At 56.3% G+C, this 17,423-nt stretch carries 20 protein-coding genes and 1 pseudogene; 4 read left to right on the top strand and 17 right to left on the bottom strand.

What is annotated here, in order from left to right; translation table 11 throughout:
* Positions 1-26: 26 nt before the first annotated feature.
* Entirely contained in the window at positions 27-647 is a 621-nt protein-coding gene (locus AC3I0A_RS01355; RefSeq protein ID WP_489375852.1) for a tyrosine-type recombinase/integrase, read from the top strand.
* A 67-nt stretch (positions 648-714) separates the two neighbouring features.
* Here AC3I0A_RS01355 and AC3I0A_RS01350 read toward each other — a convergent pair whose 3' ends face one another.
* From AC3I0A_RS01350 to AC3I0A_RS01330, 5 genes are all read right to left on the bottom strand, one after another.
* Positions 715-1,350 (bottom strand): hypothetical protein, encoded by a 636-nt coding sequence (locus AC3I0A_RS01350; RefSeq protein WP_489375851.1) that lies wholly within the window; start codon positions 1,348-1,350, stop codon positions 715-717.
* Between the two features lie 149 nt (positions 1,351-1,499).
* Positions 1,500-2,192: a hypothetical protein gene (locus AC3I0A_RS01345; RefSeq protein WP_489375850.1), complete on the bottom strand. Its 693-nt coding sequence runs from the start codon at positions 2,190-2,192 to the stop codon at positions 1,500-1,502.
* A gap of 361 nt (positions 2,193-2,553) precedes the next feature.
* Positions 2,554-3,348, bottom strand: a complete 795-nt coding sequence (locus AC3I0A_RS01340) for an SIR2 family protein (RefSeq protein WP_489375849.1) — start codon at positions 3,346-3,348, stop codon at positions 2,554-2,556.
* Positions 3,345-3,905 carry a non-canonical purine NTP pyrophosphatase gene (locus tag AC3I0A_RS01335; RefSeq protein ID WP_489375848.1) on the bottom strand — a complete coding sequence of 187 codons (561 nt, stop codon included), beginning with the start codon at positions 3,903-3,905 and terminating at the stop codon, positions 3,345-3,347. The genes AC3I0A_RS01340 and AC3I0A_RS01335 overlap by 4 nt, the downstream gene beginning before the upstream one ends.
* The gene (locus AC3I0A_RS01330) at positions 3,902-4,951 is read right to left on the bottom strand and encodes an adenosine deaminase family protein (RefSeq protein WP_489375847.1); all 1,050 of its coding nucleotides are present in this window, start codon (positions 4,949-4,951) and stop codon (positions 3,902-3,904) included. Before AC3I0A_RS01330 ends, AC3I0A_RS01335 begins: the two co-directional genes overlap by 4 nt.
* Before the next feature lie 671 nt (positions 4,952-5,622).
* On the opposite strand from AC3I0A_RS01330, the gene AC3I0A_RS01325 reads away from it, so the two are divergent.
* On the top strand, positions 5,623-5,868 hold the full coding sequence (locus AC3I0A_RS01325; protein ID WP_489378373.1) for an Arm DNA-binding domain-containing protein: 246 nt from the start codon (positions 5,623-5,625) through the stop codon (positions 5,866-5,868).
* A gap of 105 nt (positions 5,869-5,973) precedes the next feature.
* Positions 5,974-6,462 (top strand): SixA phosphatase family protein, encoded by a 489-nt coding sequence (locus AC3I0A_RS01320; protein ID WP_489375846.1) that lies wholly within the window; start codon positions 5,974-5,976, stop codon positions 6,460-6,462.
* An 82-nt stretch (positions 6,463-6,544) separates the two neighbouring features.
* Here the strand turns inward: AC3I0A_RS01320 and AC3I0A_RS01315 are convergent, their stop codons facing one another.
* The 7 genes and pseudogenes from AC3I0A_RS01315 to AC3I0A_RS01285 form a co-directional block, all read right to left on the bottom strand.
* Positions 6,545-6,784, bottom strand: coding sequence for a hypothetical protein (locus AC3I0A_RS01315; protein ID WP_489375845.1), 240 nt, complete (start codon positions 6,782-6,784; stop codon positions 6,545-6,547).
* Positions 6,785-6,827: 43 nt separating this feature from the next.
* Positions 6,828-7,226, bottom strand: coding sequence for a carboxymuconolactone decarboxylase family protein (locus AC3I0A_RS01310; RefSeq protein WP_489375843.1), 399 nt, complete (start codon positions 7,224-7,226; stop codon positions 6,828-6,830).
* 463 nt (positions 7,227-7,689) lie between these two features.
* A complete protein-coding gene (locus AC3I0A_RS01305; RefSeq protein ID WP_489375842.1) occupies positions 7,690-8,400 on the bottom strand; it encodes an SDR family NAD(P)-dependent oxidoreductase in 711 nt (236 codons plus the stop codon).
* Between the two features lie 41 nt (positions 8,401-8,441).
* Positions 8,442-9,041 (bottom strand): annotated as a pseudogene (locus AC3I0A_RS01300) (DsbA family oxidoreductase).
* 53 nt (positions 9,042-9,094) lie between these two features.
* A complete protein-coding gene (locus AC3I0A_RS01295; protein WP_489375841.1) occupies positions 9,095-9,310 on the bottom strand; it encodes a tautomerase family protein in 216 nt (71 codons plus the stop codon).
* Between the two features lie 298 nt (positions 9,311-9,608).
* Positions 9,609-9,893: a helix-turn-helix domain-containing protein gene (locus tag AC3I0A_RS01290; protein ID WP_489375840.1), complete on the bottom strand. Its 285-nt coding sequence runs from the start codon at positions 9,891-9,893 to the stop codon at positions 9,609-9,611.
* Entirely contained in the window at positions 9,883-10,200 is a 318-nt protein-coding gene (locus tag AC3I0A_RS01285; RefSeq protein ID WP_489375838.1) for a transcriptional regulator, read from the bottom strand. Before AC3I0A_RS01285 ends, AC3I0A_RS01290 begins: the two co-directional genes overlap by 11 nt.
* Before the next feature lie 263 nt (positions 10,201-10,463).
* On the opposite strand from AC3I0A_RS01285, the gene AC3I0A_RS01280 reads away from it, so the two are divergent.
* Positions 10,464-10,562, top strand: a complete 99-nt coding sequence (locus tag AC3I0A_RS01280) for a hypothetical protein (protein ID WP_489375837.1) — start codon at positions 10,464-10,466, stop codon at positions 10,560-10,562.
* Here AC3I0A_RS01280 and AC3I0A_RS01275 read toward each other — a convergent pair.
* The 5 genes from AC3I0A_RS01275 to AC3I0A_RS01255 form a co-directional block, all read right to left on the bottom strand.
* Positions 10,518-11,213 carry a DsbA family protein gene (locus AC3I0A_RS01275; protein WP_489375836.1) on the bottom strand — a complete coding sequence of 232 codons (696 nt, stop codon included), beginning with the start codon at positions 11,211-11,213 and terminating at the stop codon, positions 10,518-10,520. The genes AC3I0A_RS01280 and AC3I0A_RS01275 overlap by 45 nt on opposite strands.
* 326 nt (positions 11,214-11,539) lie before the next feature.
* Positions 11,540-11,752: a hypothetical protein gene (locus AC3I0A_RS01270; RefSeq protein ID WP_489375835.1), complete on the bottom strand. Its 213-nt coding sequence runs from the start codon at positions 11,750-11,752 to the stop codon at positions 11,540-11,542.
* Between the two features lie 244 nt (positions 11,753-11,996).
* Positions 11,997-13,103: an agmatine deiminase gene (aguA, locus tag AC3I0A_RS01265; RefSeq protein ID WP_489375834.1), complete on the bottom strand. Its 1,107-nt coding sequence runs from the start codon at positions 13,101-13,103 to the stop codon at positions 11,997-11,999.
* Positions 13,104-13,108: 5 nt separating this feature from the next.
* Complete coding sequence (gene aguB / locus AC3I0A_RS01260) at positions 13,109-13,987, bottom strand: N-carbamoylputrescine amidase (RefSeq protein ID WP_489375833.1); 879 nt, start codon at positions 13,985-13,987, stop codon at positions 13,109-13,111.
* Between the two features lie 323 nt (positions 13,988-14,310).
* A complete protein-coding gene (locus tag AC3I0A_RS01255; RefSeq protein WP_489375832.1) occupies positions 14,311-17,223 on the bottom strand; it encodes an aminotransferase in 2,913 nt (970 codons plus the stop codon).
* Between the last annotated feature and the right edge of the window lie 200 nt (positions 17,224-17,423).

Here is a 17,423-nt window from a genome sequence, read left to right as displayed (position 1 = left end):
TCCTCCCTCAACGTGGAGGACGAGCCATGAACACTATTGCTAAATACAGCCATCAGCCTTGGAACAAGGGAAAGCTTGTCGGGCAGAAAGCCCCGCTCCGAGTCAGAGATATCTGGGCCATCCGCGTAAGACTTCAGCTTGCTGAGAAGACACGTGATTTGGCGCTCTTCAACTTGGCCATCGACAGCAAGCTGCGTGCCTGTGACTTAACCAAGCTGCGAGTACGAGACATAGCCCATGGGGAACATGTGTCGTCACGAGCCATCGTGATGCAGCAGAAAACCCAGCATCCAGTGCAATTTGAAATCACTGAGCAAACCCGAATGGTTCTGGAGGCTTGGATGCATCAGGCCCGCCTCCGCAGCGAGGACTTCTTGTTTCCGACCCGGTTGCACGACTCAGACCATCTTTCCACCAGGCAATACGCTCGAATAGTCAAAGCGTGGGTGACAGCCATTGGCCTTGACCCAACCATGTACGGTACTCACACGCTACGGAGAACCAAAGCATCGTTGATCTATCGCAGGACGAAGAACCTGAGAGCTGTCCAACTCCTGCTTGGTCATACGAAGCTTGAAAGCACTGTCAGATACCTGGGAATCGAGGTCGATGATGCCCTGGAAATGGCGGAACAGACGGAAGTCTGATCATCCATAGTGACGGTCGATGCTAGACCGTCGCTATCCGACCCTTAGCTGCCTGTCAGACCTAGCATTACATCCTCGTCTCTCCGCGCGCCTGGTCCGACAATGTCCTAACATCTTCATTGGACATGAATGCAAAAAGGAGTTTTCTATACTCTTCCAGCGCCTCCTCCAACTCATCCAACTCAAGTTTAATTTTAGTCAGGTCTAATATTTCGCTGTCTTGAAGATCCAACGTTTTAATCACAAGCTCCCCAAGAGCTTCCGGGCTTTCTCCAATCGGCATAACCGTCCTAAAAAATAGGCCTGCCCCCAAACCAAATAAGTTCAAAACCCTCCCACGTTTAGAGCCTACAATTATCGCGATACGCTTTTGTGCTTTAGGATCTATGATGGATAAGTCGCTTCGGTCTTTAAGGTAGTTTTGTATCTCATGGAGGCGCGCACCTTGCCGCCTAAGAACGGCATCCCAAATTTTCAAACGCATAGCTAATGCTTCACTGCTTGCGCTTTTTACATATTCAATTGGGTTTGGTGAAGCAAGCTCTAACAGTTGGCACCCATCCTCTTGTACGTCCTTTAAAAGGTAGTAGATTTTGAGTAATCCAAGATTGTCAGCTCTCTTTTCTGCTTCCTGTGCCTTTTTATTAAATCTGATCAGCGCTTCAGCTAGCGTTTTAACGAGCGTACCTAATTCTGCGATCATGCTGCACCTTGAAAATTAAGGGTTTTCAGCCAGCGATGGCGTATTAAAAAAACAGGAGACGGACAGCTCCGACCCGAAGCGCCAAGGGCTTACATCGCTCCCTTGGCAACCGGGCGCACACGACCCTTTGCAGACATGACCGTAAAGTTTTAGCAGGCGCCATGCCGAATGTAATGCGTTCCTAGAACACCGACGCGAACAACTACTTCATGCGCTGGAAAGCTATACGCCAACAATTCGGATATCTGGCGCTGATATGTCTCGTAGTGGTCCAGCGTAAAATCATCAAAGTGGACTATTACGTACACCAAGCCAGACGGTGCAAGAGACTTAATCTGCGCCACCGCAGCCTGAATAGTTAAATCAAGCTTATTAAGGAGCTGGGGGGTTAATTCATAGTAAATGGAGCTATCAAATGACTCTCCGGCAACCGTTTTATCTATTTCATCCTGAGACACATTGATGGTTTTCACTTCGCAGTAGCACGGCACACCATTAGCTTCGTACGAAATATCCGGGGACTTTTGATTTTTCACGGTTCGCAATAAGCGAATATTGCATAGTTCCTGCGAAACAAGGTACTCGTATGCCAATGCTTCATTCAGTAGATCAAAAAACTGATGCTTTCCCCGAAGTTCTCGTGACCCAGGGAATACCTTCTGTGCTTTTTCAGAAAGGACCAACCAAGAATCTGAATCCAGTATGCGGAGTGCATTTTCGTAGACATGCACCTGAGGAAAGGAGTCAGGAAACAAAGACTCTGTTTCACGCCTGCTCTTTATCCACCAGTCATTTGGATGTTTCTTTTCTATCTCTTCAATTAGCTCATTAAATCCGGGCATGCCATAGCGCCTATTGGGCGACATTACTGTCGTATAGCGTTCCTTGTCGTCCTGTCAGCCCTTAACCCATCTATCGACGGGAAACGTGATGGGGTGCCGGCAAGCCCGATTACGGTAAAGAGGGTAGCAGGACATCACCTATATGCCACTGGTCTGTCGGCTCGTAGCCCAGCACGGCGGAATCTGCACCCCGACGGTGCCGACCGGCGTATCCCCGAGTAGCCCCGACCCGAAACGCCAAGGGCCTGCATCCTCCCTTTGGCGACCGGGCGCACACGACCCAATATAGCTGCCACCCGCGAGCCCGGCACCGCCATGTGGGATAAGTGTTAACCCCTGAGATCGCTACCGAGCGAGTTTCTTAGCTCACCAATTCCTGAAGAAAATCCGTGAGCGCTTTCTTTGGATCGTCCTCTTCCGAAACGATCATCTCGATTCCCCACTGACCCAACACCTCCTGTGCGACAGGGTTTGGTCGATTCGTGAAGACGTAGGACTTTGGTCTGGCAGATGGCAGCACCGAGCGCCCCCACATCTCTGTCAGCCGATAAAACAGGAGTCGAATGTTGATATCCGAAATGCTGTATCCGATGAAGAGAACGGAATTCCCCAAGACATCGTTGCTGAGCTTGATGTCCAGCGGAGAGTCATAATTCAATCGCTGAAAGTAACTGGTTTCGTCGAGAACGATTGATGTCTCGTCATCAAAGTCCCCATGGAATTTCACTATCTGGCGCCGGCCTTCAGTGGCAGATACGAGGTCGGCCACGCTTGCGATCTTGTCGTATGGCACATCGAACTTGTCGTGGGCCATTTCCAGCCATCGATCGTAGTTGGTGGTGTAGATCCGCGAAAATCGTCCAAGGGTAATCAGTCGATGGATTTCAGAAGTGGAGATATCTGTACTGGGCTTGTGCCATTCGCGATCCATCCAGCTCCGAAGCGGCCCAAGAGTACCTTTCTTCCTCTTGTAGTATTCCGCAAGTGCAAGCGGTGTTCCGTAAGTGGAGAAGATCTTCGGGTCGTAGCCCAGGTCCTGAGCGATGCGTGCGATAAGCTCGCCCCAGGTAGGCAAGCTAAGATTGGCAGACACCCCAGCGCCTACAAAAAGCATTAGCTTGCCGGTGCGGTGCGCACGTAGCAACTCAGCGTTCATCTTACGCCCTCACAAGTTTTGAGATATTCGGCGAACTGGTCGAGAGCTTTTCGGCGCATGGAAATAGCGTCCTTGGCCGGTCCCATCTCAGCGAAAGTTTGGGTGTGCCCGTTCGGGACGAAAACGCAGTCCCATTGAAAGTCCGTTGGACCGGCCGGTACAAGAGGCACCGTTCCCTCGATGGAGCCTTCGAACAGACGAATCTCGCGCCCATCACAATACCCGAGCACCGTTTTTGCGGTCACTGCGGCATCTTCGAGACCCGCTACAAGCTTAACGAATCGATCTGCCTCCAGCTTGTCCCAGAATATCTGGGTCAAGCCTGCAGGAAGCCCATTGAGCCCGCTCAGGTAGAGCCCTGTGTGCTCGACGAAGAGCGGGCGACCTATAGCCTCAAATGCCTTGGTCAACTTGTCCCGCACCAAGCTGTGGACATCCTCGGTCTGCAGCTCTTCAATTTTCCGCGACACCGACACGACTTCCACTCCGACAGGGGCAAGAATTCGCTGTACCTCGTTGACCTTGTGCTGATTCCCAGACATGAATCGGATTTTCAATCTAGACCCTCTATAAATGAGTACCGCTTGGCGACGTCGAACTGCTCGTAAATATCACTGGCGGAGAGTCCCTCGGTCATCGCCGTCGCATGATCATCTGCTAGGCCTCGCTGATGAATTGCTGGATTGTCCGAGCAAATTACAAAAGGGACCTGGTGACGCCGAAACTCCAACAGAGGATGGGCCTCGTCGACAGGAACAGCTCCGGTGAGCCTGTTGCTGATTGGGCATACTTCGATGCAGATATCTTGCCTTGCCAGAAGATCTAGCAGGTGAGGGTCCTTGCTAGCCGCTGTTCCATGGCCAATACGATCTGCGCCAAACAATTCCACGGCTGCCCGAACGTTGTCCACGCGACCAGTTTCGCCCGCATGGATGGTGATCCCGAGTCCGAATCGATCCTTCGCCTTCCGAAATAGCGACGGTAATTCGGCTGGATACGCAATTTCCTCGTCGCCTGCCAGATCAAGCCCCACCACATCACCCGGTTCACCGAGATCTTGGTAGGCCTGAAGAAGTTTGGACAAGCCAACCGAGCTGTAATCGCCGCGTGTCACCGTGAGGATCAAACCGAGACGCATACCGAAGCGGTTAGATGCAGCTCTGGAGGATTCTAAAAGGCGCTCCAGGGCTTGAGTGGGCGAGCAATTTTGTAGAGCGGCAAGGTACAAAACGCTGCTTCGGAGTTCTACGAAGCGCACGTTGTTCTGCGCGAGGCTCGCAACGACTGCCAAGGAAAGGCGATCCAGGTTCTCGCGTTTTTTGGGGAAGAGCCGCAACACCTGCCAAGGGGTCAGGTATGACGCCAACGACTGACACGGGGTGTGTCGCAACATGTCCCGCTCAACTAGGAAACCAGGCGGTAGCTCTGTTAATTCGTCCGCAAAGATGTCTTGAATAGTCGAAAGCGGGATTGCTCCGTTCATGTGTACATGAAGTTCTGCGCGATCCCGCTCGCTGAGCTCCGCCGCCAAGCTCTTGTGCACAATCTCATGCCCGATGGCCCCATTCCGCGTCTTGGCTAGGTCAATCTGGCATTGATTCAATCGCTATCCTTAGTCGCTAGTCGCTAGTCGTGAGTCTCGTTTTCACTCCCCCGACTGCCTGCTTGTTTACGATAATCTCAAAAAGCCACCCTGTTTATCAGTTGGTCAGGTAGTTCGTCTACAGTTGCTGACTCAGTATTTCTTTACAGCCAAGGCTCGAGGGGGTTGGCACTTTAGAACCAGATGTGGGTCGGTGGCAGTTGAGAACATGATCATTTAGTGTCGCAGCAATGATGCTGGACGCGGCGCCAGGGGGCACAGATGGATTTCAGAGCAGCTTTAGCCGAAAACTCCAAAGCTACCTGATCGTAGATGACCGCTTTTGGCCGTCTTCTGCCTGTCGCCACGGCAGCTTTTGGCGGATTCCTGCCTATTCTCTACGGAGGGGATGAATCGACAACGTTCGAATTCAGGAGGTTTACCATTCCGTATGCGGCTCTGAATTACTTGCAGACCGACAACGTGCTGACATCTAAAAAATCCCGAGTTCGATTCCACCGAACGCCATAACTAGCTGATTTATTTATAGTTACTAGTTGGGGTACGCCGAATTTTCCAGCGAACTCCAGATGCCCGAAAAAACTAGTCTCGCCGAAACATACCGTTCGTCTGGTGCCGCAAATCAAACTCCAGAGTGATCCACCGAAAGCTCTGAAAGCCACGAAAAATCACTGCGATTTTCCGGTCAGGAGCGGCGTACCCCTACGCCACGTCTATCAATCCCCCTCACCGACCTGCAAATACCGCACGGCCAAACCCCGCGAACGCGCCTAAAACCTTTTGACGGCGGCGGCATGTACCTTTTCGTAAAACCCAACGGCGTGAAGACCTGGCGCTTGAAGTACACCATGCCCACCGGCACGGAAGGCACACTCATTATTGGCAACGAGTCCATGCCATCGAATCAATATTTCTGAGTCAGCACACCAGAGGGAGCGCCCCGATAAGGCGGTATGGTGATTTAATCCAGATTAATCACTACGACCCCTTTGGTCGGACCTTCCTCGGATACCGGAGGCGGTATGAAAATGTTATTTCTCATTCGCCATGCCAAGTCGAGTTGGGATGACGCTGCGCAGCCCGACAAAGACCGCCCATTGAACGATCGCGGCAGACGCGACGCGCCCAAGATCGGTGAGCGCTTGGCCAAGCGCGATCTGAAGCCCGATCTGATCCTGTCGAGTCCGGCCGTGCGTGCGCTCGAGACGGCGAAGATCATCGCCAGGAAGCTCGATTACCGGCGCAAGGACATAGTCGTGGACGATCGGCTGTATGCCGTCGAGGCGAATGACCTGCTCGAGGTCATCCGCACGCTGGGCGACCGGCTGAAGTCCGTGATGATCTTTGGCCATAACCCCGCGTTGGTCGAACTCGCGCAGCGGCTCTCCAGCGAGATCACCGACATGCCAACGTGCGCCGTCGCCGAGTTCAGGTTCGATGCGAAGTCATGGTCAGAAATCGGCGATATCGAGCCCGCACGAGTGGCGCTCGACTATCCAAAAAAATCCTAGGGAAATTCTGGAAAAGTGCGACTCCTTTGGCCCTATCCACTTCTCAGAGGTCATTGTTCCCGGATGCCGCTCCCGCCTGGGGCTATTTGCCGAGAAAGGGGGCGGTTTCCACTTCCAGCATCAGCAACACCATTTCCGTCAACTCGGCGTCGGACTTCTGTCCCGCATAGAGGTCATGGAGTGCTTTGGCGAAGGGAATGCGCAGGTCCTGGTTTTCTTCGCGGGCGGTATCGCTGTATTGCATCAGTTCGCTGATGGCTCGCAGCACAGCCGCTTGCCACCGAGCGGTGGTCCTGGGACCATCGCTGGTGATTGCAAGCAACTTATCCTTCGTCAGCTGGCGAAGGGCTGGTTCCCGCAACGGCTTAAGCGGCTTTGGGTTGCGAGTGATCTTTGACATACCGGACGATACTCAGTGTCTCCTGCCGGAACTGCTCGTAGTCGATCTGCTGGGCGTTAATAAAGGTGCTGCCCATCATGGTCAGCGAGCCCATAAAGCTGGCTTCGGAAATTTCCTCGTCGCTCGCGCCAAACAAGCGCGCGGCTTCGGTATGGAACAGGGCGCAATACTTACAACGGGTCGCCCCGGACACCGCCAGACCTATCAACTCCTTGTACTTATTAGGAATCTTGGTATCTGCCAGCCAGAAGTCCCGAGCCATGCCCCAGAATCCGTTCGCTCCGCCTTCCGGCATCTGCTTAATCCACTCTGGTACCTGACCTAGGGTCTGTTCAATTTCTCGATAAGTATCTTGAATGGCCATTTGACACCTCCTGCCTCTCTGGAAACATCTGCTCCAGAGGTACAACTAGTTTAGTTCGCTGGCAGCCATGCCAGAGCCGGCAACAGGACGACTCCAGCAATGAATGCTTAAACATCGTAGAAACAACAGGATGGATTTAGATTTTTTTGGCGTAATGACGTACCACTAAGTACCTGGAGTTATCAAATTTGGCGGGGTGACTCAGAGACAAATAGCCCGGCACTTGGCCGGGCTCAGAAAGAACGCAATGGACAACTCGGTCCAAGCCCCAATGCCGTTCAGTTAAGGGATTTCAGGCTCACCACACTCCTCGTAGCAGCTGGCGAAGGCTGCGCGGCCGGACGCAGGCTTCGCCAGCTGCTACGGTTCGCGTGAAGGAAAACCTTGTGTACCTGAGTGTTCATAGTGCGCGCTCCAATATCGCAGCGCAGTCGACGTTGATCGACGACGCTGCGAACAGGTCTTAGTGACCGGCACTCTGACCACCATCAACGTGCAGGATTTCGCCGGTGACGAATCCGGCGGAGTCCAGGTACACAACGGCCTGGGCGATGTCGCTGATCTCACCCATGTGCCCGACCGGGTGCAAACTCCCCAGCGCTTCATGGGTTTCTTCGCCGTGCATCGGAGTTTTGATGATGCCGGGGCTGACCGCGTTCACACGAATGCCACGCTTGGCGTATTCGATGGCCAGGGATTTGGTCGCCGCGTTGAGGCCCCCTTTGGTCAACGACGCTAGTACCGAAGGCACGCCGTCGATGGCGTGGTCCACCAGGCTGGTGGTGATGTTGACGACGTGGCCGCTGCCTTGTTTTTCCATCTCGGCGATGGCGAGTTGGGTGATGTAGAAGAAACCATTCAGGTTCACCGACAGCACCGCGGCGTAGTCTTCGTGGGTGTAGCTGGTGAACGGCTTGGCGACGAAGATCCCGGCGTTGTTGACCAGGGTGTCGATACGGCCAAAACGCGCGATCGCTTCACCAATCACGCGCTCGGCGATCGCCGGGTCGCCGATGTCGCCCGCCACGGTGAGGATGTCCGGGTCGGTGGACGGTTTGATCGAACGCGAGGTGGCAACCACCCGGTAATCGAGATCACGGAAGGCCTTGACCATACCTGCGCCGAGACCTTGGGATGCGCCAGTAATAACAATGACTTTTTTCGAACTGCTCATGATGAACCTCTACAAAATATTGGGGTTTGAAAAGTGATCGATCAGGCTTCGGCGGGCGCCTGCGCCATTTGCCTCAGCATGTGTTCGTAGTACTCGACCGATTGCGAACCGGACACCAGCTGACGACCGTTGAGGACCATGGCCGGTACCGAATTGATGCCGTGCTCGCGGTAGAACACTTCAAGCTCACGCACCTCGTTGGCGAACTCTCCAGACGCCAACACCTCATGCGCACGGGCCGTATCCAACCCCGCTTCAGCGGCCAGGCGCACCAGCGTCTCGCGATCGCTCGGGTTCTGGCCGTCGGTGAAACAAGCGCGCAGCAAGACTTTCTTGAGCTCGATCTGACGCCCTTCCTGCAACGCCCAGAACAACAGACGGTGAGCATCAAAGGTGTTGTAGAAGTGGCTGCGTTTTTCCAGATCGAACTGGAATCCGATGGCCTGACCACGGACCATCAGCATCTCTTTACCGGAGGCGACTTCCTCGGCACTGCGCCCGTATTTACGCATCATGTGCTGGACCGCGTTCTCGCCGACCGCCGGCATATCCGGGTTCAGCTCGAAAGGCTTGAAGGTCAGTTCGACCGAAACCTAACCAGCCAGGTTGTCGATGGCTTGCTCCAGTGCCGTCGCGCCCAAGGCGCATCACGGGCACACCACATCGGAGACGAAATCGATGGTGACGGACGGAGTCATGACTGATCCAGCGCGAGTTGTCTTCGGTACTCGGTGGTGGTCATCCCGGCATACCCCCAGTTATCGGTGTCGATTTCTTCGATCACGATGTGGGTCAGGTCCGGGCGTTTGTGGAGGACGCGTTCCAGGGTTTCAGTGATTTCAGCGATCACCTGAGCTTTCTGCTCCGAAGTGACGCCGTCGCGGGTAATGCGTACGCTGACGAAAGGCATGACAACTCTCCAGTGACCTCCCTTCGACATGATGGGTAGGTAGTGGAGGTCAATGTATTGGGTTGTTTTGGAGGGATAAAGACGGGTACAGGAACATCATTAGTGACGTGATGTAATGAGTTCGGCGAAGGTACATTGATAGGCGGGAGACTAGCTGGGCCTGCCGAGGCCATGGCATTAGCCAATGACCACAAGCAGCTATCTGCGCCCTATTAACGAAAAGCCCGGCACTTGGCCGGGCTCAGAAAATGTCGCGAATTTTATGGCGAGCTTATAATAATTCTTCCCTGCACTAATCTCATACCGCGTGTAAGTCACGTAACGCTTCAGGATGTTGGCTTGCCACGCGCAGCAGCGTCTGCGCAGCTCCCGTAGGTTGTCGACGCCCTTGCTCCCAGTCCTGCAACGTACGCAAACTGACTCCAAGCAGCTTGGCGAACGCATTTTGAGAAACACCCACTTTGGCCCGCGCTTCGGCAGCAGCTGACAGCTGCACCTCCGTTACGCGAGCGCCTTTGCCGGCTTTCATTTGACGCACAGAGTCCAGCAAGTCCTTCTGGAACTGTTCCAGTTCATTGTCCATTGCTGATTTCCTCCTTCAGCTGCTTGAGGAAGGCTGCGGGTAAATTGTCGAACTTCGCCTTGGTATAGGCGATTAGCAACCAAATAGAGCCTTCAGAAAGCGTGTTGTAGTAAATGACACGTGTACCACCTCGTTTGCCCATCCCGCTACGGGACCAACGAACCTTACGCAGACCTCCGCTGCCAGGAACAACATCGCCGGCCAACGGATTGACCGCCAACCAAGCAATGAATTCATGTCGTTCGCCATCGTCCCAGATGGACTCAGCATAGCGCTTGAAAATTTCGGTTTCGATAATGGTATACATGACCAGACTATACGGCATAGCCGTATAGTCGGACAATGCACGTTTGTCTGCTTGGATCTGACACTTGGCTGCACGCCGAAATCATCCCGTGATCGACTAGCACTAAATTCAACTCTAACCCTTGTACTAGAGCCTTTGATACTCATCCCGGATTTTATTGAAATTATGGCTGGCCAATAATTATTGCCCACCCATAAAAATCCCCAATTCCGCACAATAGCGGCTATGCGCAGGAGACCTTCGGGTCTGCCGATGTCGCGAAGATGCTTGCCGAGGATGCGGCGATGGAACGAGGCTCGGAGCGCAATGCCTGGGCTTCAGTGCGCACAACCATCCAGACCACAAGCCTGGATGCTCGATAAAGATTCGACCGTCGCAGTGCCGACCGACTGGCTCAGCCAGGTGGCGAAGGCTTCAGGTTTGCCGAGCCAGGGGCCGATGTCGATCCGTGTGAACTGGCCTCCTTGCTCCAGCACCAAAGTCGGGAAGCCCTGGCCGCCGACCTGCGCCAACAGCGCGCGGCTTTCTTTTATATGGTTCTGGGTTGCGCTCGCAGCGGCTGCTTCAAACGCTTCATCGAAGGCTCGAGGTTCGAGACCGATGGCCCCGGCGAGTTCCAGCAAAACGTCTTTATCGGCGATGCGCCGTCCTTCCACGTAATGCGCTGTTTGCAAACGACCCAACAACTCAAGGCCACGTCCGGCCAGTTGCTCGGCAGCGAGGATGGCCGCAATCGGCGGCGCCGAATCGAAGACCGCCGAGTGATCGCGCAACAAGCCTTCGAAATACGCCTCGCCGAACGGCTGTCCGGTGTGTTCGGCGATGCGCCGGTCATGGGGCATGACGTAATCGCGCAACTGTGGCGAAACGCTCTGGCGATTATTACCCGTCATCATGCCGCCGCCGTGGGCGATGATCGGCAGAACGGCCTGTGCCGCTTGCACCAGCGGTTTGGCGCCATAGCACCAGCCGCACAGAGGATCGTAGATGTAGTGAAGGGTCGCAACGGACATGATTGGCTCCAGCAAAAGTCGTGAAAACTCGATGCCGGCAGCCTAATCCCCTGCGCGCCAGTGAAAAACGCTGGAATGGCTTTTAGTCTGTTTCGTGAATCGGTCGAATGCTGGCGAGGGGGTAAGCCCTAATGCCAGTAAGTTAAGGCGCAGGACCCGTGGGAGCGGGCTTGCCCGCGAAGAACGATGACGCGCAATGCCTGAAAAACCGCAGTGTTCGCTTCGCGGGCAAGCCCGCTCCCACAGGTTTCTTACAGTTCCTGAAAACACCGGTCAAAAAAAAAGCGCTGCCATCCGGGCAGCGCTTTTACCAATCCTTTGTTTTCTTATCCTTCCATCACATCCCACAACGCTTCCAGTTCTGCCTCGCTGAATAAACCAGCGGGGTAGCGCTCGATCATCATCCGGCGCGGATCAGTATCTCTGATCTGACGCGTTCCATTGGACTTCAACCAGTGCGCCAGAACCTGGAGCGATTCGCTATTCATTGCCAAGGGATGGGATGCCCGCTCGCTGACCACGTTCATTTCGGCGTTCATTTCAACGCTCTCTCCCGGTTTGTGAGCGGCTAACTTATCCAAGGTTTATGACAGAACATCGCAGTTCTTCACGTCCGTGAATGACTCCCAGACAGATACAAGAGCTGTGCCAATGTGTCGATTTGTTTGAACGTTGGTACAAAAAAGCCCGCAGTCCTGACGGGCTGCGGGCTTGATGCGGGTCTAGCTATTGGATCTATCGCCTCTGCCGACCTTCAGGTGACAACAGCTGTTACAACCTCACTCAACCTTTGTGCGGCGCTGGCTGTTGTTGGGTAAGGCAATGGATATTGCCGCCGCCCAGTAACAGTTCACGGCCGGGCACCATCACCACCTCGTGCTGCGGGAACAGGTTCTGGAGAATCTCTTTCGCCTGGTTATCCAGCGGATCGTCGAAGCTCGGCGCAATGATGCCGCCGTTGACGATCAGGAAGTTGACGTAGGAACCCGCCAGACGCACCGAAGGATTACGCTCTTGAGTGCCGTCCACCGGATCGACGCCGGCACACTCTTCTTCGGTCGCGTAGAGCGGCCCCGGAATCGGCATTTTGTGCACCGTGAAGGTGCGCCCCTTGGCGTCGCGGCTGCTTTCCAGCACTTTCATCGCCGCCTGGCAACGCGGGTAGTTCGGGTCCTGCGGGTCATCCGTCCAGGCCAACAGCACTTCACCCGGGCGCACGTAGCAGCAGAAGTTATCCACATGGCCGTCGGTTTCGTCGTTGTACAAACCGTCCGGCAGCCAGATGATTTTATCCACAGCCAACTGCTCGCTGAGTACCGCTTCGATCTCGGCACGGTTCAGGTGCGAGTTGCGATTGCGGTTGAGCAGGCATTCTTGCGTGGTGATCAGCGTGCCTTCGCCGTCGACGTGAATCGAACCGCCTTCAAGCACGAAGTCTTCGGTACAGTAACGCTGGCAGCGCTCGATCTCCAGAATCTTGCCGGCAACCTGCTCGTCACGGTTCCACGGCGAATACAGACCGCCGTCGAACCCGCCCCAGGAGTTGAAACCCCAGTCGACACCGCGGACTTCACCGTTGTCGTTGATGACAAAGGTCGGCCCCGTATCACGGACCCAAGCGTCGTCGCTGGACATCTCTACCAGGCGAATATTCGGCACATTCAGACGCGCCCGAGCGTTTTCGTACTGCGCGGCGGAAACCGCCACGGTTACCGGTTCGAAACGCGCGATGGCCTTGGCCACTGCCGCATGCGCGGCCTGCGCCGGCTTGCCACCCAGGCGCCAGTTGTCCGGACGCTCGGGCCAGATCATCCAGGTCTGGGTCTGCGGTGCCCACTCGGCCGGCATGTAAAAGCCGTCGGCGCGAGGCGTGCTGTGCAAAGTGGTCATGGCGATCAGGACTCCAGCGAACCGTCGAGGGTCTTGATCGCACCGTACAGGTTCGGGCGACGGTCACGGAACGAACCCCAGGCACTGCGGGTGTGCTCCAGTTCGTCGAGGTCGAAGCTGTGGACCAACACGCCTTCTTCGGTTTCGTTGAGTTCTTCAACTTTTTCACCGAACTGGTTGGCGATGAACGACGAGCCGTAGAAGGTGATGTCGTAGCCGTCCTGCTCTTCATTGCCGATGCGGTTGCTGGCGATCAGCGGCATCAGGTTGGCGCCGGCATGGCCCTGCTGCACGCGCTGCCAGTGGTCGCGGGACGAGATGGTCTTGTCGTGCGGCTCGCTGCCGATGGCGGTCGGGTAGAACAGAATTTCCGCGCCTTGCAACGCCATGCTGCGAGCGCACTCCGGGAACCACTGATCCCAGCAGATGCCGACACCGATCTTCGCGTAACGGGTGTTCCAGACTTTGAAGCCGGTATCGCCCGGGTTGAAGTAGTACTTTTCGTGGTAGCCAGGGCCATCCGGGATGTGGCTTTTACGATAAATCCCGAGGTTGCTGCCATCGGCATCGATGATCGCGATGCTGTTGAAGCGTGCGCGGCCGGCCAGTTCGAAGAAGCTGATCGGCAGCACGACTTGCAGCTCTTTGGCGACTTTCTGGAAGTGTGCGATGGCGACGTTGGTCTCAACCGGAGTGGCCAACTGTAGGTAATCCGGATTCGGCTTCTGGCAGAAATACGGGCTCTCGAACAATTCCTGGATCAGGATGATTTGCGCGCCCTTGGCAGCGGCCTCACGGACCAGCTTCTCAGCGGTCTCGATGTTGGCTTCAAGGTCCCAGGAACAGGCCATCTGGGTAGCGGCGACAGTAACGATACGGCTCATGAATCATCTCCTGGGCAGGTGCAGAGGGTCGATATTGGCATCGACCGATGACAGAAATGGGAACGGTGAGGCGTGAGTTAGCCACGCGTTGGTGTTATGGCGACTTTATATCCGATAAAAATCGGCTTTAAAAGCATTTAAATCTCAATCCATCGAAATTATTTCAAATAATACCGATAACAATCGAATTAACCACCTATTGATCGTTCCCACGCTCTGCGTGGGAATGCAGCCCGTGACGCTCCGCGTCACAAAGGCGGACGCAGAGCGTCCATAGAGGCATTCCCACGCGGGAGCGTGGGAACGATCTTTCTTGAGTGCTTTTACAGCCCTTCATCCAACACCTTCGACAAGGTATCGACAAAGAAATCCACGCTTTGTCGGGTGGTGACCATCGGCGGTTTGATCTTGAGGATGTTCAGGTAGTCGCCGGTTGGCTGCATGAAGATTCCCAGCTCGCGCAAGCGATCGCACAGCGCGGTGGTTTCTTCGGTGGCCGGCTCCAGGGTTTCACGATTGCGGATCAACTCCACCCCCAGATAGAAGCCCGAGCCATGGACCGCACCGACCAGTGGATGACGGTCGATCAGCGCTTCAAGACGCTCCTTGAAATGCCCGCCAACGATCTGCGCGTTCTCCCATAGCTTCTCTTCTTCCATCACGTCCAGCACCGCCATGCCGATCCGGCAACTGACCGGGCTGCCACCCGCCGACGAGAAAAAGTAACCCTCGGCTTCCAGCGCTTCAGCGATTTCCCGACGAGTGATCACCGCGCCCAATGGCTGACCGTTGCCCATGCCTTTGGCCATGGTGATGATGTCCGGCACCACGCCCTGCTCTTCGAAACCCCAGAAGAACTTGCCCATCCGGCCATAACCGACCTGCACTTCATCGGCGATGCACACACCGCCCTGCGCGCGAACCAGCGCGTACACCTGTTGCAGGTAACCGGGCGGCAGCGAAATACCCCCGGCATTGCCATACACCGGCTCGCAGATGAAACCGGCCAACTGGCGGTTCTGCTCGGCCAGCTTCGCCAGATTGTGCTCGACGCTGCGTACGTAATCCGGCGCACTGTCGAGGCCACGGAACTCGCCGCGATAAGTGTTCGGAGCGGTCACCGGGTGCACCCAATCTGGACGGCTGCTGAGCGCTTTGGGATTATCGGCGATCGACGTCGACACCGCGTCGGCGGCCACCGACCAGCCGTGATACGCCTCAAGCACGCTGAGCATGTCGCGCCCGCCGCTGTAGGCCCAGGCCAGACGAATCGCCAGGTCATTGGCCTCGGTGCCGCTGTTGACCAGAAACACCCGATCCATGGAGTCCGGCGCCAGTGCCAGCAAACGTTCGGAGAACTCGGCAATCGCCGCGTAGTGGAAACGCGAGTTGGTGTTGAGCAGCGACCACTGCCGGCTGGCTTCAGCGGCCATGCGCGGATGACCGTGACCGAGCACTGCGACATTGTTGAGCATGTCCAGATAGGAGCGGCCCTGCATGTCGATCAGGTGATTGCGCCAGCCACGCTCGATGCGCGGCGGGTCGACGTAATAGTGTTTTTGCGAGCGGGCGAAACTGGCGTCGCGCCGGGCCAGCAAGTTCTGTGAATCGAGTTCCGGCTCAGCATCGCAGGCCAGGCCCAACAGCGCCGCCGGCGACGGGCATAACGCCTGCCAGGCGGGCGCTTGTGAAGCCGTGCAGAACAGCGGCGGACTGAATTCCAGGCCTCGGCACAACTGCACCCGAAATGCGCCGTCGACCTCACCCAACACCTGGCCTTTGACCAGCGCGGCTCCCGAATGCAACGAAGGTCTGACACCCCACAGGCGCACGCTCAACTGCGCGCTGTCCAGTCGCAAGGCGCCATCGGCCGCCAGGTGCAAAACCCCGGCAAACGGGGCCTCCACGGCAGTGCCTCGCGGTACCTGCAATTGCACATGCAACGGGAAGGTATCCGGTTCAGCGGCACTGTCCGGGCGAGTCCGGGACAAACGGTATTGCCCATAACGGCTGGCCGCCAGGTGGTGCGCTGAAGCGGCCTCGGCCAGCAAGCGCTCGTCGATGCCCTCCTGCTCCCAGTTGCCAGCCTCGAAATGCGGACTGAGCACACCGAGATCGATCAGCGCGAACTCACGCCCCACCAGCCCCGGCAGCAACGGCGCGAAGCCTTCGCTGGCAATCGGCGGCAGCGAATGCCCGACCGCGGTGAGGATCGCCGCCTCCATCAGGTCGAACGGGACCGACGTGGCGACGCGGAAAATTTCCCACTCGTGGGTAAGGTTGTCGCGGCTGTAGTGATTCTGCGGATCGATGCTGACCTGCTGCTCCCCGCTGAGCACCAGCACCGCCGCACGAGCGACGATCAGCGGCCAGAGCGCCAGCAACTCCTCGTGCTGCAACGGATTGACCGCGTGATAAGCCTGGACCGCCGGCAGAATGCAGAACGGATCACCGTCGGCATGATGTAGCAGCGCAGCGCACGTCACCGACAGATCGGTAATGCGCCAGGTGCGAATCAGGTCGCCGAAATCGATAACACCCTGCAACTGCCATTGGCGGTGCTGATCCCGCAGCCAGACCACGTTGTCATCCGTGATGTCCATGTGGATCGCCTGCACCGGCAGCTTCGCCACCAGCGGTTGCAAACGTCGTTCGGCGTGCAGCGCAGCATCAGCGATCGACGCTCGCTGGCGTTCATCGCTGATCACCGGCAACAGATGAGTGATCAGCGCGTTGGCGTGGCGGGCATCCCATTGCAGCGCGCGTTCCAGCCCCGGGTGCTGGAAGTTGGCCAGGGCCAGATCCATCTCTCCACAGAGTCGTCCCAGACCGGACACCAGCTCATGTCCCAGGTGCTTGAGGTGGGTCAGCGACTGGCCTTCGATGTAATCGAGCAACCGCACGTGCACCGCTTGTCCGGCCACTTCCAGAGAGAGCAGGTCTTCACCGTTGTTGGCCGCAATCACCCGCGGCACATGCAACTCGGGGTGCGCGCCCAAGTGCCTGAGCGCCGCGTGCTGGGCTTTAAGCTCGATCTGCGCGTAGTCGCCGCGACAGATTTTCAGGACGAAGCGCCCCTCGTCGCTGTCTAGCCGGTAGTTGAGATCCTGCTGGCTGCCCAGCGAGTGCAGCGTGCCGCTCAGACCGTAATGCGCCTGCAGCATCTCCAGCGCTTGCTGCGCAGTCACTTGCGGGCCCGGCAGACTGGCGCGATGAATCAACGTGGCGAGCGACATACAACGACCTCTGGAATTTTTATCAGGCACCTATATCGCCACTGCGACCATCGATACGCAACCCCCTTGATGCAGGTCAGTCATCGGCGACGGCTGAATATTCAAGCGCCCCAGCCATTCAAAGACGCTTCCTACGCAATGCGTCGAAGGGCAGGAATGTTCGGTTTTTACCTCCACCCATAGGCTGGCTGGGATATTCC

This window comes from Pseudomonas sp. KH_024_B2, assembly GCF_057839965.1.
The sequence above is the reverse complement of the archived record's forward strand: the minus strand, read 5'-3'. Positions and strand labels throughout refer to the sequence as shown.

Bases quoted from the DNA above. Each gene is read 5' to 3' on its own strand.
- AC3I0A_RS01355 (WP_489375852.1), top strand. From the start codon at position 27: ATGAACACTATTGCTAAATACAGCCATCAGCCTTGGAACAAGGGAAAG.
- AC3I0A_RS01350 (WP_489375851.1), bottom strand. From the start codon at position 1,350: ATGATCGCAGAATTAGGTACGCTCGTTAAAACGCTAGCTGAAGCGCTG.
- AC3I0A_RS01345 (WP_489375850.1), bottom strand. From the start codon at position 2,192: ATGCCCGGATTTAATGAGCTAATTGAAGAGATAGAAAAGAAACATCCA.
- AC3I0A_RS01340 (WP_489375849.1), bottom strand. From the start codon at position 3,348: ATGAACGCTGAGTTGCTACGTGCGCACCGCACCGGCAAGCTAATGCTT.
- AC3I0A_RS01320 (WP_489375846.1), top strand. From the start codon at position 5,974: ATGAAAATGTTATTTCTCATTCGCCATGCCAAGTCGAGTTGGGATGAC.
- AC3I0A_RS01310 (WP_489375843.1), bottom strand. From the start codon at position 7,226: ATGGCCATTCAAGATACTTATCGAGAAATTGAACAGACCCTAGGTCAG.
- AC3I0A_RS01305 (WP_489375842.1), bottom strand. From the start codon at position 8,400: ATGAGCAGTTCGAAAAAAGTCATTGTTATTACTGGCGCATCCCAAGGT.
- AC3I0A_RS01295 (WP_489375841.1), bottom strand. From the start codon at position 9,310: ATGCCTTTCGTCAGCGTACGCATTACCCGCGACGGCGTCACTTCGGAG.
- AC3I0A_RS01290 (WP_489375840.1), bottom strand. From the start codon at position 9,893: ATGGACAATGAACTGGAACAGTTCCAGAAGGACTTGCTGGACTCTGTG.
- AC3I0A_RS01285 (WP_489375838.1), bottom strand. From the start codon at position 10,200: ATGTATACCATTATCGAAACCGAAATTTTCAAGCGCTATGCTGAGTCC.
- AC3I0A_RS01280 (WP_489375837.1), top strand. From the start codon at position 10,464: ATGCTTGCCGAGGATGCGGCGATGGAACGAGGCTCGGAGCGCAATGCC.
- AC3I0A_RS01275 (WP_489375836.1), bottom strand. From the start codon at position 11,213: ATGTCCGTTGCGACCCTTCACTACATCTACGATCCTCTGTGCGGCTGG.
- AC3I0A_RS01270 (WP_489375835.1), bottom strand. From the start codon at position 11,752: ATGAACGCCGAAATGAACGTGGTCAGCGAGCGGGCATCCCATCCCTTG.
- aguA (WP_489375834.1), bottom strand. From the start codon at position 13,103: ATGACCACTTTGCACAGCACGCCTCGCGCCGACGGCTTTTACATGCCG.
- aguB (WP_489375833.1), bottom strand. From the start codon at position 13,987: ATGAGCCGTATCGTTACTGTCGCCGCTACCCAGATGGCCTGTTCCTGG.
- AC3I0A_RS01255 (WP_489375832.1), bottom strand. From the start codon at position 17,223: ATGTCGCTCGCCACGTTGATTCATCGCGCCAGTCTGCCGGGCCCGCAA.